We start from the raw sequence: 23,746 nt of genomic DNA, 5'->3' as shown, positions 1-23,746 counted from the left end.
GTTTGAAGGTATGGGCCGCACGCACGGATGCCGGGATGCGGGCGGCGTGTCGCGGAAGAGTTTTCCGCGCGGGTCGCGCCGGGGTCCGAACGCCCCCGGGGCGGCGGGTCTCAGGCGCGGCTCAGCGCACGACGACGGCGCTGGGCGACGACACGTCGTAGGCGCTCGCGCCGGGACGGCCGGCCATGATCCGCTGCAGCACGAGGGCCTTCGTGGCGGAGTCGTCGCCGCTGCCCCACACCACCTCCGCGCCGGCCAGCGTGAGCCGCACGTCGTCCGGGGACGACGCGGTCACAGCGGTGACCTGCGCCCGCAGGTCGGCCGGGAGCGCCCGCATCACCTGCCCCGCCGCGGTGAACGCGTCGGAGGAGAGCCCTCCGGACGCCTCGACCACGGGGTACCCGGCGGGCGGCTCCGGGGTCGTCGCGAGCACCACCCCGGCAGCATCCACCAACGCGTACCCGGCGGGGGTCGCGACGGCGCCGATCGGGGTGCGCTCCACGATGCGCACGACGAGGTCGTGCGGAGGGACCGCTTCGAGGGTGTACGACTCCACGAGCGGGAAGCCGACGAGCGCCGCCTTGATCTCGGACTCGTCGATCGCGGCGAGCGGCGTGCCGATCTGGCCGGACAGCGCCGCCGCGACCTCGTCGGCCGAGAGCTGCGCGGTGCCGACGACCTCGATGCGCTGCAGGGCGAACAGCGGGCTGTACGCGACGCCGACCGTGCCGGCCACGAGCAGCAGCGCGCCCAGCACCCCGACGAGCCACGCCGTGCGGCGCCGACGCTGGCGGGCGGTGAACCGCCGCACCTCTGCGCGCAGCGCACGCCGGCGCGCGCGGCGGGCGCGCCACAGGTCGCGGAGCCCCAGCCGGCGCTCGTCGGACTCCCCCGCGTCGACCGGCGCCGCCTGCGCCCCGGCCTCCGGCGTGCCCGGGACCGCGGCCCCCGGCTCGGGCATCGGGATGAGCGGGGCGATCGGCGCGGTCTCGGTCAGATCGGACGACGCGTCCGCATCCGGGCCCTGCCCCGTCGGGATGATCGGGACGGCCGGCGCCGGGACGTCGTCGCGCCGTCCGCCCGTCGGCGGCAGCGGCGTGGGGCGGCGCATCGGTTCAGCGGCCCGCCGGGGTCGTGCGCGCGAGCGCCTCGAGCACCTGCGGGATGATGCGGTAGACGTCGCCGCAGCCGAGGGTGATGACGAAGTCGCCCTCGCGCGCGACGGATGCGGTGTAGTCGGCCGCCTCCTGCCAGTCCGCGACGAACCGTACGCGGTCGGCGTCGGTGAACGCCTCGCTCACGAGTGCGCCCGTCACGCCCGGGATGGGGTCCTCGCGGGCGCCGTAGACGTCGAGGACCACGGTCTGGTCGGCGAGCCGTTCGAGCACCTCGGCGAACCGGGGCGACATGAGCTGCGTGCGCGAGTACGTGTGCGGCTGGTGCACGGCGATGAGCCGGCCGTTCCCGAGCACGGTGCGCGCCGCCGTGAGCGCGGCCTCGACCTCGGTCGGGTGGTGGGCGTAGTCGTCGTAGACGCTGACCCCGCGCTCGACCCCGTGCAGTTCGAACCGGCGGACGGTCCCGGCGAACCCGGACACCGCGGCCGCCGACGCGGCGAGGCCGTACCCGAGGGTGCGCAGGACGGCGATCGCACCGGCCGCGTTGACGGCGTTGTGCGCGCCCGGGACGCCGAGACGCACCGCGGCGGACTCGCCGCCGGCGGCCACGGTGAACACGACCGGGCCGTCGGTGTCGATGTCGGTGACGCGGACGTCGGCGTCGGCCGCCGTCCCGAAGGTGATGACGTTCGGGTGGCGGAGCGCGCGGTGCACCTCGACGGCGCCCGGGTCGTCCGCGGAGACGACGACGGCCTCGGACGCGGCGTCCGCGAAGCGGACGAACCCGTCGAAGAACGCCTCGCGGGAGCCCCAGTGGTCGAGATGGTCGGGGTCGACGTTGGTGATGAGGGCGACCGCGGTGTCGTACAGCAGGAAGGTGCCGTCGGACTCGTCGGCCTCGATGACGAAGAGGTCGTCGGCGCCGCTGCCGCTGGAGACGCCGAGATCGGCGACCACACCGCCGTTGACGAAGCCGGGGTCTGCGTCGAGGCGGCGCAGCGCGGTGACGATCATGCCGGTCGAGGTGGTCTTGCCGTGCGCGCCCGCGACGGAGACGAGGCGCCGGCCGCGGGTGAGCCAGTGCAGCGCCTGCGAGCGGTGGATGACGTGCAGCCCGCGTTCCTTCGCGGTGACGTACTCGGGGTTCTCCGGCCAGATCGCGCCGGTGTGGACGACCGTGTCGGCGTCGCCGAGCTGTGCCGCGTCGTGCCCGACGTACACCGTCGCGCCCGCCTCCGCGAGCGCACGCAGGGCGGCGCTGTCGGCGCGGTCGGAGCCGGACACGCGGATGCCGCGGTCGAGGAACATGCGGGCGAGTCCCGACATGCCGGATCCGCCGATGCCGATGAAGTGGGCGGCCTCGATGGTCTCGGGGATGGGGAGCGACAGGTCGGGTGTGATCATGACCCGTCAAGTCTAGGTTCGACCGGGTCGCCCCCGGTCCGCCCACGCCGGGGCCCGGTCAGCTGCCCGCGAGCGCCCGGTCGATGAGCGCGACGACGGCCTCGGCGCCGGTGCGGGAGCCCACGGACGCGGCGGCGGACCGCATCCGCTCCAGTCTCGACGCGTCCTGCAGCAGCGGCACCACCTGGGTCCGCACCCGCTCGGCGGTGAACTCGGCGTCGGGGATGAGCTCTGCCGCGCCCGCGGCGACGGCGGACCGGGCGTTCAGCGCCTGCTCGCCGTTGCCGACCGCGTACGGCACGTAGACGGCCGGGATGCCGAGGGCGCTGATCTCGGACACGGTCGCAGCCCCCGACCGGGAGACGATGACGTCGGCGATCGCGAACGCGAGGTCCATGCGGTCCTCGTACGGCCGCTGGACGTACCCGTCGAGGCCGGGGTCCTGCCCCTGCCAGCGGGCACCCGTGAGGTGGACGAGCTGGTGTCCGGCGGCGACCACGTCCGCAGCGGCACCGGTGAAGGCCTCGTTCAGCCGCTGCGCGCCGAGCGATCCGCCGAAGACGAGGAGCGTGGGACGTGCCGGGTCGAGCCCGTAGTGCGCGGCCGCCTCGGGGCGGAGTGCGGCCGGGTCGAGGTCGACGATCTCGCGGCGCAGCGGCATGCCGACCGGCTCGGCGCCGCGCAGCGGCGTGCCCGGGAACGCCACGCCGACCGCGGCGGCGCGGCGGGCGCCGAGCACGTTCGCGAGTCCCGGCTTCGCGTTCGCCTCGTGGACGACGACGGGCACCCGTTCGCGGCGTGCCGCGACGTACGCCGGCGCGGCCGCGTAGCCGCCGAACCCGACGACGACGTCGACGCGGCGGTCGCGGATGTGCCCGCGCACCTGGCCGACCGCCCGCCGGAACGCACCCGGGAAGCGCAGCGCCGCGCCGTTCGGACGGCGCGGGAAGGGCACCTTGTCCACGAAGAGCAGTTCGTACCCGCGGTCCGGCACGAGCCGCGCCTCGAGCCCCTCGCGGGTGCCGAGCACGAGCACCTCGGCGTCGGGTTCACGGGCGCGCAGCACGTCGGCGACGGCCAGCAGCGGGTTGACGTGGCCGGCGGTCCCGCCCCCGGCCAGCAGGTACGTGGTCATCCGTCGAGCCTAACCTCGCGCGGGCACCCGCGTTCGCACCGGCAGCGTGCGCGCGAACGACAGCAGCACGCCCGAGGCGAGCAGCACCGAGACGAGCGAGGTGCCGCCCTGCGACATGAACGGCAGCGGCACGCCGAACACCGGCAGCAGCCGCAGCACGACGCCGACGTTCAGCAGCGCCTGGCCGACGATCCAGATGGTGATCGCCCCGGCGGTGATGCGGATGAACGTGTCGTCGGTCTTGCGGATGATGTGGAACGCGCCCACCGCGTACAGCGCGAACAGCACCAGCACGACGAGGCAGCCGACGAGCCCCAGCTCCTCCCCCACGATCGCGAAGATGTAGTCGTTCGCGGCGGCCGGGAGCCAGGAGTACTTCTCCTTGGAGTTGCCGAGGCCCAGCCCGAAGATCCCGCCGCCGGCAAGGCCCCAGATCCCGTGCAGCGGCTGATAGCAGTCGCCGTAATAGTCGGCGAGGCAGTCCTCGTTGAGGAAGCTGAGGTAGCGCCGCATCCGGTCGGGGCTGGCGATCGCGAAGTACGCCACCCCGAGGCTCACCAGGATCACCGGGAGGATGAAGATGCGCAGCTTCACGCCCGAGAAGAAGAGCGCCGCGAACAGGATCAGCACCAGGATCAGCACCGTGCCGAGGTCGTGCCCGGCGATGACCGTGCCCATCACCGCGACCGCGATGGGCACCGCCGGGATGAACACGTGCTTCCAGTTCGCCAGCAGGGTGCGCTTGCGCGCGAGCACGAAGCCGAGCCAGAGTGCGAGGCTGAGCTTCAGGAACTCCGACGGCTGCGCCTGGAGCCCGGCGATGCTGATCCAGTTGCGGTTGCCGTCGTTGGAGATGCCGAGCGGGGTGAACACCAGCAGCTGGAAGAGGGTCGCCCCGATGAGGACGGGCCACGCCGCCTTCTTCCAGAACGTCACCGGCATCCGGGAGGCGAGGAACATCAGCGGGACCCCGAGCAGCGCGAACAGGCCCTGCTTGACCACGGCGTCGTAGGGGTCCTGCGAGGTGGCCGAGGTCGCGGAGAGGATCATGACCAGGCCGAAGCCGGTCAGCAGCAGCGCGGTCGACGCGATCAGCAGGAACTCGCTGGGGACGGGCGCGAACACCCGGCCGAGCGAGACGCGGGCCGCGAGGCCCCCGCGCTGCGGCTCAGTCCCCGGACCGGGTCGGGTCGGTGTCGTGCTCGCCACCGGCATCCCTCCCGAGTCGTTCCTGCACGGCCCGCGCGAACGAGCGGCCGCGGTCGGCGTAGGACGAGAACTGGTCGAAGGATGCGGCGGCGGGGGCGAGCAGGACCACGTCCCCGGCCACGGCCACCCCGAGCGCCAGCTCGACGACCTGCGCCATGACGTCTTCAGTCTCCGTGTCGTCCACCTCGAACAGCGGGACGTCGGGCGCGTGTCGCGCGAACGCCGCGGTGATGGGGTCGCGGTCGACGCCGATGACGACGGCCGCCTTCGCCGACGGGCCGCGCGCGGCGACGAGCTCGGCGATGTCGACGCCCTTGAGGAGGCCTCCGACGACCCAGATCGCGCCCGGGTAGGCGGTCAGCGACGACGCCGCGGCGTGCGGGTTCGTCGCCTTGGAGTCGTCGACCCACGTGATCCCGTCGGTGACGGCCACGACCTCGATGCGGTGCGCGTCCAGGCGGAACGTGCGCAGCGCCTCACGGATGGCGGCGGGCTCGACCCCGGCGGCGCGGGCGAGGGCGCTCGCGGCGAGGATGTTCGAGACGACGTGCGGGGCGGCGAGCCCGACCGATGCGAGGTCGTCGACGGTCGTCAGCTCGAGCGCCGAGGTGCGCCGCTCCTCGAGGAACGCGCGGTCGACCAGGATGCCCTCGACGATCCCGACCTCGCTCGGGCCGGGCACGCCGAGGTCGAAGCCGATGGCCCGCGCCCCATCGACGACGTCCGCGTCCTCGACCATGCGGAGGGTCGCCGCGTCGGCCTTGTTGTAGACGGCGGCGACGCGGGTGTTGCGGTAGACCGCGGCCTTCGCGTCGCGGTACGCCTCGAAGCTCCCGTGCCACTGCAGGTGGTCGGGCGCGAGGTTCAGGCAGACGCTCGCGAGCGGCGAGACCGCCGCGTCGCTCTGGGCGAGGTACCACAGCTGGTGGCTGGAGATCTCGACCACGAGCACGTCGAACCCGGCGGGGTCGCGGACCGCGTCGAGCACCGGCACGCCGATGTTGCCGCAGGGCGCGGCGCGCAGTCCGCCGGCCACGAGCATCGTGGCGGTGAGCTGGGTCGTCGTGGTCTTGCCGTTCGTGCCGGTGATGAGGATCCACTCGGCGGGCGTCCCGTCGGCGCGGACGACCTTGTCGCGGACGCGCCAGGCGAGTTCGATGTCGCCCCACAGCGGCACGCCCGCATCCGTCGCCCAGGCGATCACCGGGTGCGTGGGCGGGAACCCGGGCGAGGCGATGACGACCTCGGGGTCGTGCGCGAGGAGTTCCGCCGGCACCGCGTCGAGCGGGCCGGTGTGCAGGCGCGCGCCGATGACCGGCAGCAGGCGCTCGTACTCCTCCTCCGACCGCTCGGTCACCACGAGCACGTCCGCACCCAGCTCGGTGAGCGTGTCGGCGACCGAGAACCCGGTCACGCCGAGCCCGAGCACGGCGACCCGCAGGCCCTTCCAGTCGGCGTGCCAGCTGGTCAGCTCGTCGGTCCGGCTCATGCGCGCACGAGCCATTCGACGTAGAACAGGCCGACGCCGGCGAGGGCGAGCAGCCCCGCGATGATCCACATCCGCACGACGATCGTGATCTCCGGCCAGCCGCGCATCTCCAGGTGGTGGTGGAGCGGGCTCATCAGGAACAGTCGCTTGCCGCGGGTGAGCTTGAAGTACCCGCGCTGCAGGATCACCGACCCGGACGCGATGACGTAGACGCCGGCGATGACCGCGAGGAGGATCTCGGTGCGGGTGAGGATCGCGAGCGCCGCAATGACGCCGCCGATCGCCATGGACCCCACGTCGCCCATGAAGACCTGGGCCTTCGGGGCGTTCCACCACAGGAACCCGACGAGCGCACCGATGAAGGATGCGGCGATGATCGCGAGGTCGAACGGGTCGCGGGTCTGGTAGCACGCGGCCTGCAGCCCCTGTTCCAGCGCGGCGAGGTCGCACGGCTGCTTGAACTGCCAGAACGCGATGAGCGCGAGCGCGCTGGTGACGAAGATCGCGGAGCCGGCGGCGAGGCCGTCGAGTCCGTCTGCGACGTTCACCGAGTTCGAGGAGGCGACGCCGATGAAGGCGATCCAGGCGAGGTAGAGGATCCAGCCGATGATCGCGCCGAAGGCCATGAAGGACAGCGCCGGGATGTCGCGGAACAGCGACACGTAGGGGCTCGCCGGGGTCTGCGCGTCGGCGTTCGGGAAGTTCAGCGCGACGATGCCGAAGAGGATGACGACGACGATCTGGCCGAACACCTTGCGCCAGCCGCTGAGGCCGAGGCTGTTCTGCCGCCGCACCTTCATGAAGTCGTCGATGAACCCGACGAGGCCGAAGCCGACCATCATCCAGATGACGAGGAGCCCCGACACGGTCGGCGGGTTGCCGCCGGCGTAGGTGCCGATGAAGTAGCCGACGAGCGAGCCGACGATGAAGATCGTCCCGCCCATGGTCGGGGTGCCGCGTTTGGCGCCGTGGCTCGGATTGTGGATGTCCTCCGGGGTGCGGATGACCTGTCCCCAGCCCCACTTTCGGAACAGGCGCAGGAACACCGGGGTGAGGAAGAGCGTGAACGCCAGCGAGATCGCCGCGGCAGTCAGGAGGGATCTCACGAGAACGATTCTCCCAGACGGTCGCCGAGGAACCGCAGCCCCACGGAGTTGGAGGACTTCACCAGCACACGGTCACCGTCGCGCAGCTCGCCCATGAGGTAGTCGTACGCCTCGTCGGCGGTCGCGAAGAACACGGCCTCGTCGTTCCAGGATCCTTCGGCGACGGCGGCGAGGTACATCCGCCGCGCCTCCTGGCCGACGATGACGATGCGCGGGATCCGCAGCCGGACGGCGAGCTCGCCGATCCGGTCGTGCTCCTCCCCCGCCTGCTCGCCGAGTTCGCTCATGGCGCCGAGCACGGCGACGGCGCGCTGGTCCGGCGCGGTGATCTGCGCGAGGGTGCGCAGGGCCGCCGCCATGGAGTCGGGGCTCGCGTTGTAGGCGTCGTTGATGATGCGCACGCGGTCGGATCCGAGGGGCTGCATACGCCAGCGCTCGGCGAGTTCGACCGACTCGAGCCGCGCGACGGCGGCCGCGGGGTCCACGCCGAGTGCGGTCGCGGCGGCGAGGGCGGCGAGGGCGTTCATCACGTGGTGTGCGCCGAGCACCTGCAGACGGACGGGCAGTCGAACCCCGTCGACGGTCGCGGTGAACGAGGTGCCGGATGCGGTCACCTCGATGTCGTCGGCGCGGACCGCGGCGTCGGCGGCGCGACCGAACCAGCGCACGTCGCAGCCGTGGTCGGCGGCGATCGGCGCCATCTGCCGGACCCGCGGGTCGTCGGCGTTCAGGACGGCGAGCCCGCCCGGGCGCAGTGCCTTCACGAGCTCGGACTTGGCGTGGAAGGTCGCCTCGATGCCGCCGAAGCCGCCCGCGTGGGCGAGACCCACCATGAGGACCACGCCGACGTCGGGGTTCACGAGACCGGCGAGCCGGGCGATCTCGCCCGGCGCACTGGCACCGAACTCGCTGACGAGGAAGCGGGTGTCGCGGGTGACACGCAGCATCGTCAGCGGCGCGCCGACCTCGTTGTTGAACGACGCCCGCGGGGCGACCGTCCCACCCTCGTCCGAGAGGATGCGGGCAAGGAGGTTCTTGGTGGTCGTCTTGCCGTTGGACCCGGTGATGCCCACGATCCGCAGCCGTCCCTCGGCGCGGACCAGGCCGACGACCTCGCGGGCGAGGTCGGCGAGGGCCTGGACGACGTCGGGTACGACGATCTGGGTGACGGGCTCGTCGACCGGGTGCTCGACGACCGCGAGGACCGCACCGTTCGCGACGGCGGCGCCGACGAAGAGGTGGCCGTCGGTCTCCGCACCGGGCTTGGCGAAGAAGACGCCGCCCGGGCCGAGCTGTCGGGAGTCCGTGTCGACGGGGCCGTCGACGAGGGTCTCGGGGGTGTCGGAACCTGCGAGCCGGAGCTCGCCGCCGAGGGTGCGCGCGATGTGGGAGAGGGAGAGTTCGATCATGAGAGCGGTGCCGAACGCATCAACCGGTCTTGGGCAGCAGTTCCGCCACGGAGGTCGACGGGGTGACCCGGAAGGTCTTCAGCACCTGCGTCATGGCCTTCTGGAAAGCCGGTGCGTTGGCCGAAGAAGAGCGTACCGCAGTCGGCTGATCGAGCGTCACGGCGACCACGTACTGCGGGTCGTCGGCGGGGGCGAACCCGATGAGGGTGGTGAAGTACACGCCCTGCTTGTAGGTGCCGTTCTCGGCGATCTCGCCCGTGCCGGTCTTGCCCGCCACGCGGTAGCCGGAGATCTCCACCGACTTCGCGAGGGAGCCCTGGACGAGCACGTTCTCGAGCATCTGCTGCGTCTGGATCGCCGTCTGCGCGCTGAGCACCTGGACCGGGTCGCCGGCGTCGGTCTCCTCGACGGTGCCGTCGGCGAGCGTGCACGAGTCGATGAGGCTCAGCGGCACGCGCAGGCCGTCGTTCGCGATCGTCTGGTAGGCGCCGACGAGTTCCGGCAGCGTCGTGGTGACACCCTGCCCGAAGGCGATGTTGTAGGTGGTCTGGGCGTCCCAGTCGTCGGGGTCGCCGAGGTACCCGGTGACCTCGCCGGGGAAGCCGATGTCGCTGCCCTGCGAGATGCCGAAGGCCTTGAGGTAGTCGTAGCGGGTCTGCTTCGGGAGCTGGACGGAGAGCTTGGAGATGCCGACGTTCGAGGAGTCGATGAGCACGCCCGTCAGCGTGTACAGCGTGTCCGGGTGGTTCGTGGAGTCGGTGACGCGGACGCCCCCGTCGAAGCTCTCCCGGCTCGCCGCCTGGACCGTCGTGTACGGGGTCGCGATGCCGGCGTCGATCGCGATCGCGGCGGAGAGCGCCTTGAACGTCGAACCGGGCTCGAAGGACTCCTTGAAGATGCGGCTGCCGCGGTCCTCCGGGGCGGTCGCGTCGACGTCGTTGGGGTCGACCGTCGGATACTCCGCGGCGGCCCTGACCTCGCCGGTGGCGACGTCGGCGACCATGATCTGCCCGTGCAACGCGCCGAGGTTCTGCGTCTGCTCGGAGATGAGCTGCTGCATGTACCACTGCAGGTCGCGGTCGATCGTGAGCGTGAGGGTGCCGCCGTCGACCGCGGGGGTCTCCCGTTCGGTGCCGGGGATGATCGTGCCGTCGACGCCCTGCTCGTAGGTGACCGAGCCGGAGGTCGCCGTGAGGCACTCGTTCTCGGAGAGCTCGAGTCCGGCGAGCGGCTCGCCGTCCGAGCCCATGAACCCGATGAGGTTGCCGGCGACGGCGCCGTCCGGGTAGGTGCGGGCCGGATGCGAGTACATCGCCAGGAACGGGAGCTTCAACGCGGCGAGGGCCCGGTACTGCTCGGTGGACAGGCCCGTCACGAGCCGGGCGTAGCGCGAGTCCGGGTTCGCCGCGAGGGCGTCGGCGACGATCTGCTGGATCTCCTCGGCGCTCTGCCCGGTGATGGCGGCGATCTCGCCGGCGAGGACCGGCCACTCGACCGTCTCGCGCTCTCCGTCCGGGCGGGTGCGCTCGACCGGGCCGACGAGCATGGGGTCCAGCTGCGCGTCGTACTCGAGGACGCTGCCGGCGAGCGTGCTGCCGTGGACGTCGACGATCGAACCCCGGGTCCCGTACGTCTCCCTGGTGACGCCGATGCCCATCGAGAGCGAGTCGGCGACGTGGTCGTCGGCGTTCACCACCTGGATGTCGATGAGCCGGACCGTGAACACGACCAGGACGGCGAGGACCACGGCCAGTGCGACGACGGTGCGGCGGCGGGGGCTGCGGGTGCTTCTCGTCGTCATGCGTTCAGTGTGTGGCAGGGGTGGGCAGGCCGTCGGTCAGCGGCGGGGGTGTCGCCGGATCGGTCTCGACGACGGCATCCGTCGCCGGGACCGGAAGGCCCTCGACGGTGGCCTGCGGCGCGGTGACCAGCGGCGTCCCGGTGACGAGCGTGTTGGAGACGAGGTTCCGGCCGAGCGCGTCGACGGAGGACGACGCCTCCGACGGCAGCTGCGCGCCCAGGATCGCGCCGTCGCTGAGGCGCAGGTAGCTCGGCGACTCGTTGATGACCATCCCGAGCGCCGCCGCGTTCGCGGCGAGGTACTGCGGCGAGCTGAGTCCGGCGACCTCGTCGTAGAGGATCTGCTTCTGCCAGGTGAGCTCCTTCTGCTGCTGGGTCAGCGAGGAGATCTCGAAGGAGCTCTGGGTGGACAGCACCGACAGCAGCATCTGGGCCGCGGCGATCGCGACCGCGCCGGCCACGGCGAGGATGCCGTAGGCGAGGCGGGGGCGGCGCCGGCGGGCGGGACGTTCGAGCGGCGTGAGGCGGCGGCGCGGGAGGTCCGCGCCCACCTCCGCCGGCAGCGTCCGCGTGTCGTGTGCGAGTGTGCCGGTCACGGCGCTCATGCCGCCTCCCTGATCCGTTCGGCGGCTCGCAGCCGCACCGGCGTGGCCCGCGGGTTGCGGGCGCGTTCCTCGTCGGAGGCGAGCTCGGCGCCCTTCACCAGCAGGCGGAAGGCGGGGGCGTGCTCGGGCAGTTCGACCGGCAGCCCTGCGGGCGCGGTCGAGCTGGACGCGGCGGCGAGCACCCGCTTGACGAGGCGGTCCTCGAGCGACTGGTACGACATGACCACGATGCGACCGCCCGTCGAGAGCAGATCGAGGGCGGCCGGGACCGCGCGCTCGAGCGCCTGCAGCTCGCCGTTGACCTCGATCCGCAGCGCCTGGAAGACCCGCTTGGCCGGGTGCCCGGCGTGCGAGAGCTTGGCCGGCGTCGCGTCGTCGAGGATGCGCACGAGGTCGGCGGAGCGGACGATCGGCGCCGTCGCGCGGGCGGCGATGATGGCGCGGGCGTAGCGGCCGGCGAGCTTCTCCTCGCCGTAGCGCTCGAAGATGCGGCGCAGGTCGCCCTCGCCGTAGGTCGCGAGCACGTCGGCGGCGGTGACACCGGCGGTCTGGTCCATGCGCATGTCGAGCGGCGCGTCCTTGGCGTACGCGAATCCCCGGTCGGCCTCGTCGAGCTGGAGCGAGGAGACGCCGAGGTCGAAGAGCACGCCGTCGACCCGGTCGAAGCCGGCGCCGGCGACCGCGTCGGCGATGCCGTCGTACACCGTGTGCACGAGGGTGACGCGGTCGCCGAAGCGGGCGAGCCGCTCCCCCGCGATCCGCAGCGCGTCGGTGTCGCGGTCCAGGCCGATGACGTGGAGGCCCGGGAACCGCTCGAGCATGGCCTCGGTGTGGCCGCCCATGCCGAGCGTGCCGTCGACCATGACCGCACCGTCGCGGGCGACGGCGGGCGCCAGCAGCTCGACGCAGCGGTCGAGCATGACGGGGATGTGGATGTCGCGGGGATCCATGATGTGTCGGGCTGGCCCTCGGTCCCGATCCCCCTCCGCTTCCGACCTGGCGCCGGGGAAGTGACGTCAGGGTGGAGGCGGCGGGGAGTCGCGACCGAGGGATCAGAACAGGCCCGGGATCACCTCCTGCTCCATCTCCGAATAGATCGACTCGTTGCTCTCGGCGTATGCGTTCCAGGCCGCCGCGTCCCAGATCTCGGCGTGCGCGCCGACGCCCGTCACGACGAGCTCGCGCTCGAGACCGGCGTACGTCCGCAGCATCGGCGGGATCGTGATGCGACTCTGGCCGTCGGGCGTCTCGGCGCTGGCGCCGGAGAGGAACATGCGCAGGAAGTCGCGTGCCTGCTTGTTGGTCAGGGGCGCTTCCCGGATCCGCTCGTGCACCCGCTCGAACTCGGCGGTGCTGAAGACGTAGAGGCAGCGCTCCTGACCGCGGGTGATCACGACACCGTCACCGAGGTCGTCGCGGAACTTGGCCGGGAGGATGACCCGGCCCTTGTCGTCGAGCTTGGGCGTGTGCGTACCCAGAAGCATCCGAGCATCACCCGCCCTCCTTCGTCCGGCCCCGCGAGGTTTCCTCCACTTTACTCCACTTGCCTCCACTTCACTACACAAATGTGCGGTGAATCCCCTCTTCCGCAGGGATACGTCCGCGCGCAGCCGGCGTCGCGCGGATCGCAGACCGATCCATGAACGCCGGGTCAGCGCACGAAAAAGGCGCCGACCCTGTCGGGTCGGCGCCTGAGTGGAGCGGAGTGGAGGGGGTCAGCGCCCCTGCTGCCTGCGATCCCACCGGTCGTTCATGCGGTCCATGAAGGAGGACTGCCGGGGCTTGGCGGTGCGCTGCGCCGGGTCGGTGGCGACGGGGACGTCGCGGCGGGACGGGGTGACGGCGAAGACGACGCCGACGAGCATGACCACGAAGCCGATGACGCTGATGACGATGAGCTGGGTCGAGAGGCCGGCGACGAGACCGCCGAGGCCGGCGAGGACCAGGAGGGAGCCGATGACGATGTTGCGGTAGCTCAGGGCGCGCGTCGAACCACCCGCGCTGACGACGTCGGCGTCGTTGCCCATGAGATGGCGCTCCATCTCGTCGAGCAGTCGCTGCTCTTGTTCGGAGAGTGGCATGCATCCCCCTCGGATGTGGAAAGTGTTCGAATTCTACGCGTCGCCGCCATGACTAGGCTAGGGCCGTGTCGAGCTCCCCGGATGCGATCGAAGCGGTTTCCCAGCGAGTGGACACGTTCTTCGCGTCCGAACGGGCGGCCACGGCCGACTGGGGCCCGGAGGCCGCCGGGTTCCTCGCGGCCGCGCGCGACGGTCTGCAGGGCGGCAAGCGGCTCCGCGCCCGCTTCTGTCTGACCGGCTGGGAGGCCGTCGCCGAGACCCGGGGCCGCACCGACGCCGTGCCGGACGCGGTCGTCGCCGCCGCGGCGTCGCTCGAGGTGTTCCATGCCGCCGCGCTCGTGCACGACGACATCATCGACAACTCCGACACCCGCCGCGGCCGCCCCGCCGCGCACCGGGCGCTGGAGGCCTCGCACGCCGCATCCGGGTGGGCGGGCGACGGCGCCGCGTTCGGCCGCTCCGCCGCCGTGCTCCTCGGCGACCTGCTCGTCGCGTGGAGCGACGACCTGTTCGAGTCCGGACTCGTGGACGAGCCCGCCGCGATCGCCCGGGCCGCACGCGCGGAGTATGCGCGGATGCGACGGGACGTCACGGTGGGTCAGTACCTCGACATCGCCGAGGAGTCGGCGTTCCTCACCTCCCCCGACGAGGAGCACGCCGAGCGGGCACTCCGGGTGGCGTCGCTGAAGTCGGCGCGGTACAGCGTCGAGCAGCCGCTCGTGATCGGTGCCGCGCTCGCGGGAGGGTCCGACGCGCAGCTGGCGGCGCTCCGCGGCTTCGGTCACCCGATCGGCATGGCCTTCCAGCTGCGCGACGACGTGCTGGGCGTCTTCGGCGACGAGTCGGTGACCGGGAAGCCGTCCGGCGACGACCTGCGCGAGGGCAAGCGGACGGTCCTCGTCGCGTACGCCCGCGAGGCGGTCCCGGTCGGGGTGCGGCGGACGCTCGACGAACTCATCGGCGACCCGCGGCTGGACGCGGCGCAGATCCGCTCGCTGCAGCAGACCATCGTGGACTCCGGCGCGCTGGCCCGCGTCGAGGCGCTCATCACCGGCTACGCGAAGGAGGCCGACCGGGCGCTCGCGGGCGCACCGCTCGGCACGCACGCGGTCGGGCGGCTGCGGGATCTCGCGCTGGCTGCGACCGACCGCCGCGCCTGATCGCGGCATCCGCCGTCCGGTGCGGGGCAGCGCGGACGCGGGTCAGATGAGGGTGCGGGCGACCCGGCGGACCTCGCTCTTGCGGCCGGCCAGCAGCGCCGTCAGCGGCGCCGCGCCGATCGTGTCGTCGTAGGCGAGCAGCCAGTCGATCGCCTCGTCGTCGCTGAGCCCGACGTCGCGCAACGCGAACACGGTTCCGCGGAGGGAACCGAGCGGGTGACCGTCGACGACGAACACGGCGGGCACGGCGAACGGGCCGTTCCGGCGCGAGCCGATGAGCTGAGCGTCGTCGATCCGGCGCCGGACGCGGCCGAGCGGTTCCCTGAGCGCCTCCACCAGGTCGGGCATCGTCAGCCAGGTGGTCTCCACGGTCGTGCTGTCTTCGCTCACGCTGCAATCATCCCACGACCGGATGCGGCGGGCACGGAGCCGGTATTCACATCAGCAACATGAGCCACTTCCTTGACATGTCTTCTCGGACCGTGGAAGGGTTGCCGGACCCCCGGAAGGACGCTCCACCACAGGAGGACGCCCATGTTCACGCACGCCCGAAACCGTCTCACCGGCGTCGGCCTCGGCGCCGCCGCCGGCTCCTTGGCACTCACCCTGGCGGGCCCGCCCGCACACGCGGCCGAACCCGCCCCGGCCCTCGCCCGCACCGCCGAGCCGCGCCAGGCGGCACCCCGACCCGCATCCGAGCTCCCACCGCCCGAGGTCACCGTCGTCGACGGCGACACGGTGAGCGCGATCGCCGGCCGCTTCGGACTGCGCACCCAGGACGTCCTCGACGCGAACGGCCTCGGCTGGTCGTCGATCATCCGTCCCGGTCAGGTCCTCCGGCTGGCCGCCACGGCGCCGACCGCCGTCGCACCGCAGTCCGCACCCGCCCCCGCCACGGCCACGGCCACGGCCACCCACACGGTGGTCGCGGGCGACACGGTCAGCGCGATCGCGGCACGGGCGGGCACGACCGTCCCGGCCGTCCTCGCCGCCAACGGACTCGCGTGGGACTCGATCATCTACCCGGGCCAGGTGCTGGCCGTCCCGGCGTCCGCGCCCGCTGCGGCCTCCCCCGCCGCCGAGCCCGCCGCATCCGCGCCGCTCGAGCTCGACGCGGAACAGGTCGGGAACGCGCAGGTGATCATCGCGGTCGGCCGCGAACTCGGCGTCCCCGACCGCGGCATCGCGATCGCGCTCGGCACCGCCATGCAGGAGTCGTGGCTGCGCAACCTCGACTGGGGCGACCGGGACTCGCTGGGACTCTTCCAGCAGCGCCCGTCGACCGGCTGGGGCACGCCCGAGCAGGTGCGGGACCCGTGGCGGGCCGCACGGGCCTTCTACGGCGGACCCGCCGACCCCAACGGCACGGCGACCCGGGGTCTGCTCGACATCCCCGGCTGGGAGTCGATGTCGTTCGCGGACGCCGCGCAAGCGGTGCAGATCTCCGCCTACCCGGACCGGTACGCGGCATGGGAGGCCCCCGCGACGCGGTGGCTCTCGGTGCTCGGCTGACCGCAACGGGCGAGCCGCTCCGCAAGCTCACGGCAGAGGCTCCGTAGACTCTGAGCGTGAACACGAGCCAGCGCGCGGATCCGCTGATCGGCCGCCTGGTCGACGGCCGGTACCGCGTGCGCGCCAGGATCGCCCGCGGCGGGATGGCGACGGTGTACGTCGCCACCGACCTGCGCCTCGAGCGCCGGGTGGCGCTGAAGGTGATGCACGGGCACCTGTCGGACGACACCGTGTTCCAGAGCAGGTTCATCCAGGAGGCCCGGGCGGCCGCCCGCCTCGCCGACCCGCACGTGGTCAACGTCTTCGACCAGGGTCAGGACGACGACATGGCGTACCTGGTCATGGAGTACCTTCCGGGCATCACACTGCGCGAGCTCATGCGCGAGCAGAAGCGGCTCACCGTGCCGCAGACGATCACGATCATGGACGCGATCCTCTCCGGACTCGCCGCCGCCCACCGAGCCGGCATCGTGCACCGCGACGTGAAGCCGGAGAACGTGCTCCTCGCCGAGGACGGCCGCATCAAGATCGGCGACTTCGGACTCGCCCGCGCCACCACGGCGAACACCGCGAGCGGGCAGATGCTCCTCGGCACGATCGCGTACCTCGCGCCCGAGCTCGTCACCCGGGGCAGCGCCGACGCGCGCAGCGACATCTACGCGCTCGGCATCATGCTCTACGAGATGCTCACCGGCGAGCAGCCGTACAAGGGCGAACAGCCCATGCAGATCGCCTATCAGCACGCCACCGACTCGGTACCGCGTCCGAGCGCCAAGAACCCCGGCGTCCCCGAGCAGCTCGACGAGCTGGTGCTGTGGGCGACCGAGCGCTCCCCCGATGCCCGCCCCACCGACGCCGACGAGATGCTGCGGCGTCTTCGCGACATCGAAGCCGAGCTCGGCGTCGCCCCGCAGGTCGCCCGCACGCTCGCGGTCGGCACGGCGGTCGTCGACGACGTCCTCGATTCCGGCGAGCTCACGAAGGCCCTGCCCGCACCGACCGTCACGGGGGTGGTGCCGACCGGCGGCACGGACGTCGACAACGCCGCGCTCCTGCGCACCGCGACCAAGCGCCGGTCCCGCCGCGGCGGGTGGCTCCTCGCGCTCGTGCTCATCCTCGCGGTCGTCGCCGGCGGCACCGGCTGGTACTTCGGCTCCGGTCCAGGCTCGCTGGTCGGCGTGCCCGCCGTCGCCGGGGCCACGTTCGAGGACGCGCAGGCTGCGCTCGGCGAGGTCGGCCTCGTCGCGGAACGCGCCGAGGAGTACCACCTCGACGTGCCCGCGGGCACCGTCATCCGCACCGAACCCGACGGCGGGGCACGCGTGGACAAGGAGTCGACGGTCCGGGTCGTCGTCTCGCTCGGTCCGGCGCCGCACGACCTGCCCGCGCTCGGCGGGCTCCCCCTCGCCGACGCCACCGCAGCACTGCGCGCCGCCGTCGTCACGGTCGGTGAGCCCGACTACGTCTTCACCGACGCCGCGCCCGACACGGTGGTCGCCGCATCCGTCACCCCTCGCGCCGGGGGCGAGGCCGCCGACTGCACCGAGGGGTGCACCGTGCACGAGGGCGACGGCGCATCGCTCACGGTGTCGAAGGGCCCGTTGCCCGACGTCGCCGGGATGAGCGTGACCGAGGCCACCTCCGTGTTGAACGACGCGGGGATGAAGGTCGACGCCGTCGAGGAGTTCAGCGACGGGGTCGCCAAGGGCGACGTCATCGGCATCGCGGACCGCGCCGACGGCGGGAACTGGCGCCCCGGCGAGACGGTCACCCTCCGCGTCTCGAAGGGCCCGGAACCCGTCGAGGTACCGGACGTCCGTGGCAAGAGCGTGCGCGAGGCCGTGACCGCCTTGCAGCGGCTCGGGTTCAAGGTGAACGCCGGGATCGAGGACCGCGATCTTCCGCTTGGCGGCAAGTACTGGGACATCTACCGAGTCGCGGCGACCAACCCGACCGGGGGTACCAGCGCACCGAAGGGCAGCACCATCACCCTCACTCCCACGCTCTTCTGACCCGCCCACACAGCGCCGCGCACGCACGGCTCCGGATGCGGCGACGCCCCCACCGCCGACCCACCCCTGTATCAGCGAGCCACCCCTGTATCCGCGGTGGGAACAGGGGTGGCTCGATGAAAGAGGGGTGGCTCGGCGAGGGGGCGCCGCGCCGGGCCCGGCTCAGCGCTTCTCGAGCTCCTCGGCGACGAGGAACGCGAGCTCCAGGCTCTGCATGTGGTTCAGGCGCGGGTCGCACAGACTCTCGTAGCGGGTCGCGAGGGTCGCCTCGTCGATCTGCTCCGAACCGCCCAGGCACTCCGTCACGTCGTCGCCGGTGAGCTCCACGTGGATGCCGCCTGGGAACGTGCCGACGGCGCGGTGCGCCTCGAAGAAGCCGCGGACCTCGTCCACGACGTCGTCGAAGCGGCGCGTCTTGTACCCGTTCTGCGAGGTGATGCCGTTGCCGTGCATCGGGTCCGTGACCCACAGCGGGGTCGCGCCCGAGTCCTTCACGGCCTCCAGGAGCGGCGGCAGCGCGTCGCGGATCTTCCCGGCGCCCATGCGCGTGATGAAGGTGAGGCGGCCGGGCTCGCGCTCGGGGTCGAGCTTGTCGATGAGCGCCAGCGCGGTCTCGGGGGTCGTGGTCGGCCCGAGCTTCACCCCGATGGGGTTCCGGATCTTGGAGAAGTAGTCGACGTGCGCGCCGTCGAGCTCGCGCGTGCGCTCCCCGATCCACAGGAAGTGGGCCGAGGTGTTGTACGGCGTGCCGGTGCGCGAGTCGATGCGCGTGAGCGGCCGCTCGTAGTCCATGAGCAGGCCCTCGTGCCCGGTGTAGAACTCCACGCGGCGCAGCTCGTCGAAGTCCGCGCCGGCGGCCTCCATGAACTTGATGGCCCGGTCGATCTCGGTCGCGAGGCGCTCGTACCGCTGGTTGGCGGGGTTCGATGCGAAGCCCTTGTTCCAGCTGTGCACCTCGCGGAGGTCCGCGAAGCCGCCCTGCGTGAACGCGCGGATGAGGTTCAGCGTCGAGGCGGCCGTGTGGTAGGCCTGCAGCATCCGGTTCGGGTCGGCCGTGCGGGATGCCTCGGTGAAGTCGTAGCCGTTGACGATGTCGCCGCGGTACGCGGGCAGGGTGACCTCGCCGCGCGTCTCGGTGTCGCTGGAGCGGGGCTTCGCGAACTGCCCCGCCATGCGGCCCATCTTCACGACCGGCATGGATGCGCCGTAGGTGAGCACGACCGCCATCTGCAGCACCGTCTTGATGCGGTTGCGGATCTGCTCGGCGGTGGCGCCGGCGAACGTCTCGGCGCAGTCACCCCCCTGCAGCAGGAAGGCCTGCCCGGATGCGGCGGCGGCGAGCCGGTCGCGGAGGTTGTCCACCTCACCGGCGAACACGAGCGGGGGGACGATGGACAGTTCAGCCGACACGGCGGCGACGGCGGCGTCGTCCTGCCATTGCGGCTGCTGCTTGATGGGAAGGGAACGCCAGTGGTCGAGCGCGTCGAGCAGCGATTGCATCCGCTCAGTCTAGCGGCGCGGCGGAGGCCGGCTGTCCCGCGAGACGGTCCTTCACGGTGCTGGCGTAGACGTCCTCGTACTCCTGGGCGCCCAGGCGCTGCAGTGCGACCATGATCTCGTCCACGACCGAGCGCAGGACGAAGCGGTCGCCCTCGAAGCCGGCGTACCGGGAGAAGTCGAGCGGTTCGCCGATGATCATGCCCACGCGGCCGATGCGCGGCAGCGTGCTGCCGATCGGCATGATCTCGTCGGTGTCGACCATGACGACGGGGATCACGGGCACCTTCGCCTCGAGCGCCATGCGCGCGATGCCGGTCCGCCCGCGGTAGAGCTTGCCGTCGGGGCTGCGGGTGCCCTCCGGGTAGATGCCGAGGAGGTCGCCGCGGCCGAGCGCCTGCAGGCCCGTGTTCAGCGCCGCCTCGGACGCCTTGCCGCCGGAGCGGTCGATGGGGATCTGCCCGGTGGCCTTCATGAACACGCGGGTCGCCCAGCCCTTGAGGCCCCGCCCGGTGAAGTAGTCGCTCTTGGCGAGGAAGGTCATCGGCCGGTCGAGCATGAGCGGCAGGAACACCGAGTCCGAGACGGACAGGTGGTTGCTGGCGATGATCGCGGCCCCACTGGCGGGCACGTTCCGACGGCCCACGATCCACGGCCGGAACACGGCCTTCAGGATCGGGCCGACCAGCACGTACTTCATCAGCCAGTAGAACACCGCATCATCCTCCCGCGGTGAGGGTGCGGCGCGCCAGGTCCGCGGCGCCGATCACGCCCGCGTCGTTCGTGAGCCGCGCGACCGCGAAGTCGGCGACGGGTCGCGAGCCGTACGCGGGCATGTGCGCCGCGAACGCCTCCCGCATGGGGCCCAGCAGGATGTCGCCGAGCTGCGACACCCCGCCGCCGATGACGAAGCGCTGCGGGTCGAGCACGGCGGCGAGGCTGCCGCAGGCGGTGCCGACGGCGACCGCGATCCGGCGGAGCGCCTCACGGGCGCCGGGGTCGCCCTCGGTGACGAGCCGGGAAATCTCCTCCCCCGGGATGCTGCCGTGCGCGTCCTTGACGGCGCGCAGCGCCGCCCCGATGCCGAACGACGCATCCGTGGCGATCTCCTCGGCCTCGTGCTGCAGCGCACGGCCCGAGCCGTACACCTCGAGGCAGCCGCGCTGCCCGCAGCCGCAGGTGCGGCCGTCGGCGACCAGGCGCATGTGCCCGAGCTCGGCGCCGATCCCGTGACCGCCGCGCAGCAGCGTCCCGTCGATGACGACGGCGCCGCCGACGCCGGTGCCGAGGGTGAGCATGACGACGTCGGAGAGGTCCTCCCCCGCGCCGTAGACGTATTCGGCCCAGCCGGCGGCGTTGGCGTCGTTCTCGACGAGCACGGGCACGCCGGTGAGCTGCTGCAGGTGGTCGCGGAGCGGCTCGTCGCGCCAGGCGATGTTCGGCGCGAAGTAGACCTTGGACCGGTCGCGGTCGATGAAGCCCGCCGCGGCGACGCCCGCGACGGCGTCCTCGCCACCGGCGAGGGAGGTGATCATGTCGGCGACGACGTGCTGGATCCCGCTCACGGCCGACGGGGTCGCGACCCGCGCCCGCTCGACGATGCGGCCGTCCTCGTCGACCACGGCGCCGGCGATCTTCGTCCCGCCGATGTCGATCCCTACTGCACGCACCACGTCACCTTTCGTTCGACCAACCCACCTAGCGTAGTCGGCCACCCTCCACGGAAACTCGTGCCACGATGGAGTGGGACTCAGTTCCACCCCATGGCTAGACTCAGGCAGACCACCTGCCCGCCCGGTACCGAAGGAGCTGCCGTCATGAGCGTCGTAGAGTTCGACATCCCCGCAATCGTCCCCGCCGCACCGGACGACAACATCACCGACCTGCTCGAGCAGCGGGTGGCCGCGACGCCGAACGGCGCCCTGTTCGCCGTCCCCGACGGCGACGGCTGGCGCGACATCACCGCCGCCGAGTTCCGGAGCCAGGTGATCACCCTCGCGAAGGGCTTCGTCGCCGCGGGCATCCAGCCCGGCGAGAAGGTCGGGTTCCTCGCGCGCACCACGTACGACTGGACGCTCGTCGACTTCGCCCTCTTCTACGCCGGCGCCGTGATGGTGCCGATCTACGAGACGAGCTCGGCCAGTCAGATCGAGTGGATCCTCACCGACTCCGGCGCGATCGCGTGCCTCGTGGAGACCGCGGCGCACGCCGAGCGCCTCGCCGAGGTGCGGGACAACCTGCCGCTCATCCGCGAGACCTGGCAGATGCAGGCGGGCGACCTCGACCGCATCTCGGCCGCGGGCGCCGAGGTCACCGACGAGGAGATCGAGCGTCGCCGCAACCTCGCCAAGGGTTCCGACATCGCGACCCTCATCTACACCTCCGGTTCCACCGGTCGCCCGAAGGGCTGCGTGCTCGTGCACAGCAACTTCGTCGAGCTCGCCCGCAACTCCGCGCAGGCACTGCACGAGGTCGTGGAGGTGCCCGGCGCGTCGACCGTGCTGTTCCTGCCGACCGCGCACGTCTTCGCCCGCTTCATCGCGATCCTGAACATCCACGCCGGCGTGAAGACCGGTCACGAGCCCGACACCTCGAAGCTGCTCGCCGCGCTCGGTTCGTTCAAGCCGACCTACCTGCTGGCTGTCCCCCGCGTGTTCGAGAAGGTCTACAACTCGGCCGAGCAGAAGGCCGAGGCCGGCGGCAAGGGCAAGATCTTCCGCGCCGCCGCCGCGGTCGCGGTCGAGCACTCCCGTCGGCTGCAGGACGGCGAGAAGATCCCGCTCGGGATGAAGATCAAGTTCGCACTGTTCGACAAGCTCGTCTACGCCAAGCTGCGCACCGCGATGGGCGGCAACGTGAAGTACGCCGTGTCCGGCTCCGCACCGCTGGGCCCGCGCCTCGGGCACTTCTTCCACAGCCTGGGCGTCCACATCCTGGAGGGCTACGGCCTCACCGAGACCACCGCGCCGGCCACCGTGAACCTCGCCACCCGCTCGAAGATCGGCACGGTCGGCCCGGCGATCCCCGGCGTCGGCGTGCGCCTGGCCGAGGACGGCGAGATCGAGGTCCGCGGGGTCAACGTCTTCAAGGAGTACTGGCGCAACCCCGAGGCGACCGCCGAGGCGTTCGACGGCGAGTGGTTCCGCACCGGCGACCTCGGCACGTTCGACAGCGAGGGCTTCCTCACCATCACGGGCCGCAAGAAGGAGATCCTCGTCACCGCCGGCGGCAAGAACGTCGCCCCGGCCGCCCTCGAGGACCCGGTGCGCGCGAACCCGATCGTCGGCCAGGTCGTCGTGGTCGGCGACCGGAAGCCCTTCATCGCCGCGCTCATCACGCTCGACCCGGAGATGCTGCCCACGTGGCTCGCCAACAACGGGCTGGACGGATCCATGTCGCTTGAGGATGCGGCCAAGCACCCGGCCGTGCACGCCGAGGTGCAGCGTGCGATCGACACCGCGAACAAGACGGTGTCCCGCGCCGAGTCCATCCGCAAGTTCACGATCCTGCCCACGCAGTGGACCGAGGCGAGCGGGCACCTGACCCCGAAGATGAGCATCAAGCGCAACGTGATCCTGCAGGACCACGCCGCCGACGTCGAGGCGATCTACGAGGTGCCGGTGAACACCACGAACGTGTCGCTGTCCTGACCGACCGGCAGACGGCGAAGGCCCGGCACCATCGGTGCCGGGCCTTCGCCGTGTGCCGGTGTCAGAACCAGTCGCTCTCGCGCACCTGACGGAGCGCGACGCGGCGGCGCTCCTTGTCGAGACGGTCGAGGTACAGCATCCCGTCGAGATGGTCGGTCTCATGCTGCAGCGCCTGCGCCAGCAGGCCCGCGCCCTCGAGGACGACCTCGTTCCCGTCGACGTCGACGCCGACGACCTTCGCGTACGGGTACCGCATGACCTCGTGCCACAGGCCGGGGACCGAGAGACACCCCTCGCCGGTGAGCCGGGGCTCCCCCGACACCTCGACGAGGACCGGGTTGAGCACGTAGCCGATGTCACCGTCGATGTTGTAGCTGAAGGCGCGCAGGCCCACGCCGATCTGCGGCGCGGCGACGCCGGCTCGGCCGGGGAGTTCGACGGTGTCGACGAGGTCCCGCGCGAGGGCGCGGACACCCTCGTCGAGCTCGGTGATCTCGGCGCTCGGGCTCTTCAGGACGGGGTCGCCGAACAGGCGGATGGGGCGGACGGTCATCGCGCG

At 72.0% G+C, this 23,746-nt stretch carries 21 protein-coding genes; 4 read left to right on the top strand and 17 right to left on the bottom strand.

Annotated features, from left to right (window positions below; genetic code table 11):
- Positions 1–121: 121 nt before the first annotated feature.
- The 12 genes from ACWAUO_RS04455 to ACWAUO_RS04400 form a co-directional block, all read right to left on the bottom strand.
- Positions 122–1,111 (bottom strand): cell division protein FtsQ/DivIB, encoded by a 990-nt coding sequence (locus ACWAUO_RS04455; RefSeq protein ID WP_460773421.1) that lies wholly within the window; start codon positions 1,109–1,111, stop codon positions 122–124.
- Between the two features lie 4 nt (positions 1,112–1,115).
- Positions 1,116–2,522, bottom strand: a complete 1,407-nt coding sequence (gene murC / locus ACWAUO_RS04450; protein WP_460773420.1) for a UDP-N-acetylmuramate--L-alanine ligase — start codon at positions 2,520–2,522, stop codon at positions 1,116–1,118.
- Positions 2,523–2,580: 58 nt separating this feature from the next.
- On the bottom strand, positions 2,581–3,657 hold the full coding sequence (locus tag ACWAUO_RS04445; RefSeq protein ID WP_460773418.1) for a UDP-N-acetylglucosamine--N-acetylmuramyl-(pentapeptide) pyrophosphoryl-undecaprenol N-acetylglucosamine transferase: 1,077 nt from the start codon (positions 3,655–3,657) through the stop codon (positions 2,581–2,583).
- Positions 3,658–3,666: 9 nt separating this feature from the next.
- A complete protein-coding gene (locus tag ACWAUO_RS04440) occupies positions 3,667–4,872 on the bottom strand; it encodes a peptidoglycan glycosyltransferase FtsW (protein WP_460773416.1) in 1,206 nt (401 codons plus the stop codon).
- Positions 4,826–6,355: a UDP-N-acetylmuramoyl-L-alanine--D-glutamate ligase gene (murD, locus tag ACWAUO_RS04435; RefSeq protein WP_460773415.1), complete on the bottom strand. Its 1,530-nt coding sequence runs from the start codon at positions 6,353–6,355 to the stop codon at positions 4,826–4,828. The genes ACWAUO_RS04440 and murD overlap by 47 nt, the downstream gene beginning before the upstream one ends.
- Positions 6,352–7,461 carry a phospho-N-acetylmuramoyl-pentapeptide-transferase gene (mraY, locus tag ACWAUO_RS04430; RefSeq protein WP_460773413.1) on the bottom strand — a complete coding sequence of 370 codons (1,110 nt, stop codon included), beginning with the start codon at positions 7,459–7,461 and terminating at the stop codon, positions 6,352–6,354. The genes murD and mraY overlap by 4 nt, the downstream gene beginning before the upstream one ends.
- On the bottom strand, positions 7,458–8,870 hold the full coding sequence (locus ACWAUO_RS04425; RefSeq protein WP_460773411.1) for a UDP-N-acetylmuramoyl-tripeptide--D-alanyl-D-alanine ligase: 1,413 nt from the start codon (positions 8,868–8,870) through the stop codon (positions 7,458–7,460). Before ACWAUO_RS04425 ends, mraY begins: the two co-directional genes overlap by 4 nt.
- 19 nt (positions 8,871–8,889) lie before the next feature.
- Positions 8,890–10,671, bottom strand: a complete 1,782-nt coding sequence (locus ACWAUO_RS04420; RefSeq protein WP_460773409.1) for a peptidoglycan D,D-transpeptidase FtsI family protein — start codon at positions 10,669–10,671, stop codon at positions 8,890–8,892.
- Between the two features lie 4 nt (positions 10,672–10,675).
- A complete protein-coding gene (locus ACWAUO_RS04415) occupies positions 10,676–11,275 on the bottom strand; it encodes a hypothetical protein (RefSeq protein ID WP_460773407.1) in 600 nt (199 codons plus the stop codon).
- Positions 11,272–12,225, bottom strand: a complete 954-nt coding sequence (gene rsmH, locus ACWAUO_RS04410; protein ID WP_460773406.1) for a 16S rRNA (cytosine(1402)-N(4))-methyltransferase RsmH — start codon at positions 12,223–12,225, stop codon at positions 11,272–11,274. The genes ACWAUO_RS04415 and rsmH overlap by 4 nt, the downstream gene beginning before the upstream one ends.
- 102 nt (positions 12,226–12,327) lie before the next feature.
- Entirely contained in the window at positions 12,328–12,759 is a 432-nt protein-coding gene (gene mraZ / locus ACWAUO_RS04405; RefSeq protein WP_460773404.1) for a division/cell wall cluster transcriptional repressor MraZ, read from the bottom strand.
- Positions 12,760–12,990: 231 nt separating this feature from the next.
- Positions 12,991–13,356, bottom strand: coding sequence for a DUF3040 domain-containing protein (locus ACWAUO_RS04400; protein WP_460773403.1), 366 nt, complete (start codon positions 13,354–13,356; stop codon positions 12,991–12,993).
- 65 nt (positions 13,357–13,421) lie between these two features.
- On the opposite strand from ACWAUO_RS04400, the gene ACWAUO_RS04395 reads away from it, so the two are divergent.
- Positions 13,422–14,516: a polyprenyl synthetase family protein gene (locus ACWAUO_RS04395; protein ID WP_460773401.1), complete on the top strand. Its 1,095-nt coding sequence runs from the start codon at positions 13,422–13,424 to the stop codon at positions 14,514–14,516.
- 42 nt (positions 14,517–14,558) lie between these two features.
- Here ACWAUO_RS04395 and ACWAUO_RS04390 read toward each other — a convergent pair whose 3' ends face one another.
- Positions 14,559–14,906, bottom strand: a complete 348-nt coding sequence (locus ACWAUO_RS04390; RefSeq protein ID WP_460773400.1) for an Rv2175c family DNA-binding protein — start codon at positions 14,904–14,906, stop codon at positions 14,559–14,561.
- Positions 14,907–15,050: 144 nt separating this feature from the next.
- On the opposite strand from ACWAUO_RS04390, the gene ACWAUO_RS04385 reads away from it, so the two are divergent.
- Together ACWAUO_RS04385 and pknB are read left to right on the top strand one after the other, a co-directional pair.
- A complete protein-coding gene (locus ACWAUO_RS04385; protein WP_460773399.1) occupies positions 15,051–16,028 on the top strand; it encodes a LysM peptidoglycan-binding domain-containing protein in 978 nt (325 codons plus the stop codon).
- 56 nt (positions 16,029–16,084) lie between these two features.
- Positions 16,085–18,040, top strand: a complete 1,956-nt coding sequence (pknB, locus tag ACWAUO_RS04380) for a Stk1 family PASTA domain-containing Ser/Thr kinase (protein WP_460773397.1) — start codon at positions 16,085–16,087, stop codon at positions 18,038–18,040.
- Between the two features lie 162 nt (positions 18,041–18,202).
- Here the strand turns inward: pknB and ACWAUO_RS04375 are convergent, their stop codons facing one another.
- Genes ACWAUO_RS04375 through ACWAUO_RS04365 form a run of 3 tightly spaced genes read right to left on the bottom strand, consistent with a single transcriptional unit; the run spans position 18,203 to position 21,207 of the window.
- Positions 18,203–19,540, bottom strand: a complete 1,338-nt coding sequence (locus ACWAUO_RS04375) for a class II 3-deoxy-7-phosphoheptulonate synthase (RefSeq protein ID WP_460773396.1) — start codon at positions 19,538–19,540, stop codon at positions 18,203–18,205.
- Positions 19,541–19,544: 4 nt separating this feature from the next.
- Complete coding sequence (locus ACWAUO_RS04370; RefSeq protein ID WP_460773394.1) at positions 19,545–20,252, bottom strand: lysophospholipid acyltransferase family protein; 708 nt, start codon at positions 20,250–20,252, stop codon at positions 19,545–19,547.
- 4 nt (positions 20,253–20,256) lie between these two features.
- Positions 20,257–21,207 carry an ROK family glucokinase gene (locus ACWAUO_RS04365; protein ID WP_460774350.1) on the bottom strand — a complete coding sequence of 317 codons (951 nt, stop codon included), beginning with the start codon at positions 21,205–21,207 and terminating at the stop codon, positions 20,257–20,259.
- Between the two features lie 147 nt (positions 21,208–21,354).
- Here ACWAUO_RS04365 and ACWAUO_RS04360 point away from each other — a divergent pair, with 147 nt between their 5' ends.
- Entirely contained in the window at positions 21,355–23,187 is a 1,833-nt protein-coding gene (locus ACWAUO_RS04360) for an AMP-dependent synthetase/ligase (protein ID WP_460773393.1), read from the top strand.
- Positions 23,188–23,248: 61 nt separating this feature from the next.
- Here ACWAUO_RS04360 and def read toward each other — a convergent pair whose 3' ends face one another.
- Complete coding sequence (gene def, locus ACWAUO_RS04355) at positions 23,249–23,740, bottom strand: peptide deformylase (RefSeq protein ID WP_460773391.1); 492 nt, start codon at positions 23,738–23,740, stop codon at positions 23,249–23,251.
- Positions 23,741–23,746: the final 6 nt, after the last annotated feature.

Source organism: Microbacterium sp. GXF7504, assembly GCF_054798235.1.
The sequence above is the reverse complement of the archived record's forward strand: the minus strand, read 5'-3'. Positions and strand labels throughout refer to the sequence as shown.

What these genes read in the sequence shown, in the direction of transcription:
- ACWAUO_RS04455 (WP_460773421.1), bottom strand. Translation starts at nt 1,111, where the DNA reads ATGCGCCGCCCCACGCCGCTGCCGCCGACGGGCGGACGGCGCGACGAC.
- murC (WP_460773420.1), bottom strand. Translation starts at nt 2,522, where the DNA reads ATGATCACACCCGACCTGTCGCTCCCCATCCCCGAGACCATCGAGGCC.
- ACWAUO_RS04445 (WP_460773418.1), bottom strand. Translation starts at nt 3,657, where the DNA reads ATGACCACGTACCTGCTGGCCGGGGGCGGGACCGCCGGCCACGTCAAC.
- ACWAUO_RS04440 (WP_460773416.1), bottom strand. Translation starts at nt 4,872, where the DNA reads ATGCCGGTGGCGAGCACGACACCGACCCGACCCGGTCCGGGGACTGAG.
- murD (WP_460773415.1), bottom strand. Translation starts at nt 6,355, where the DNA reads ATGAGCCGGACCGACGAGCTGACCAGCTGGCACGCCGACTGGAAGGGC.
- ACWAUO_RS04425 (WP_460773411.1), bottom strand. Translation starts at nt 8,870, where the DNA reads ATGATCGAACTCTCCCTCTCCCACATCGCGCGCACCCTCGGCGGCGAG.
- ACWAUO_RS04420 (WP_460773409.1), bottom strand. Translation starts at nt 10,671, where the DNA reads ATGACGACGAGAAGCACCCGCAGCCCCCGCCGCCGCACCGTCGTCGCA.
- ACWAUO_RS04415 (WP_460773407.1), bottom strand. Translation starts at nt 11,275, where the DNA reads ATGAGCGCCGTGACCGGCACACTCGCACACGACACGCGGACGCTGCCG.
- rsmH (WP_460773406.1), bottom strand. Translation starts at nt 12,225, where the DNA reads ATGGATCCCCGCGACATCCACATCCCCGTCATGCTCGACCGCTGCGTC.
- mraZ (WP_460773404.1), bottom strand. Translation starts at nt 12,759, where the DNA reads ATGCTTCTGGGTACGCACACGCCCAAGCTCGACGACAAGGGCCGGGTC.
- ACWAUO_RS04400 (WP_460773403.1), bottom strand. Translation starts at nt 13,356, where the DNA reads ATGCCACTCTCCGAACAAGAGCAGCGACTGCTCGACGAGATGGAGCGC.
- ACWAUO_RS04385 (WP_460773399.1), top strand. Translation starts at nt 15,051, where the DNA reads ATGTTCACGCACGCCCGAAACCGTCTCACCGGCGTCGGCCTCGGCGCC.
- ACWAUO_RS04375 (WP_460773396.1), bottom strand. Translation starts at nt 19,540, where the DNA reads ATGCAATCGCTGCTCGACGCGCTCGACCACTGGCGTTCCCTTCCCATC.
- ACWAUO_RS04360 (WP_460773393.1), top strand. Translation starts at nt 21,355, where the DNA reads ATGAGCGTCGTAGAGTTCGACATCCCCGCAATCGTCCCCGCCGCACCG.
- def (WP_460773391.1), bottom strand. Translation starts at nt 23,740, where the DNA reads ATGACCGTCCGCCCCATCCGCCTGTTCGGCGACCCCGTCCTGAAGAGC.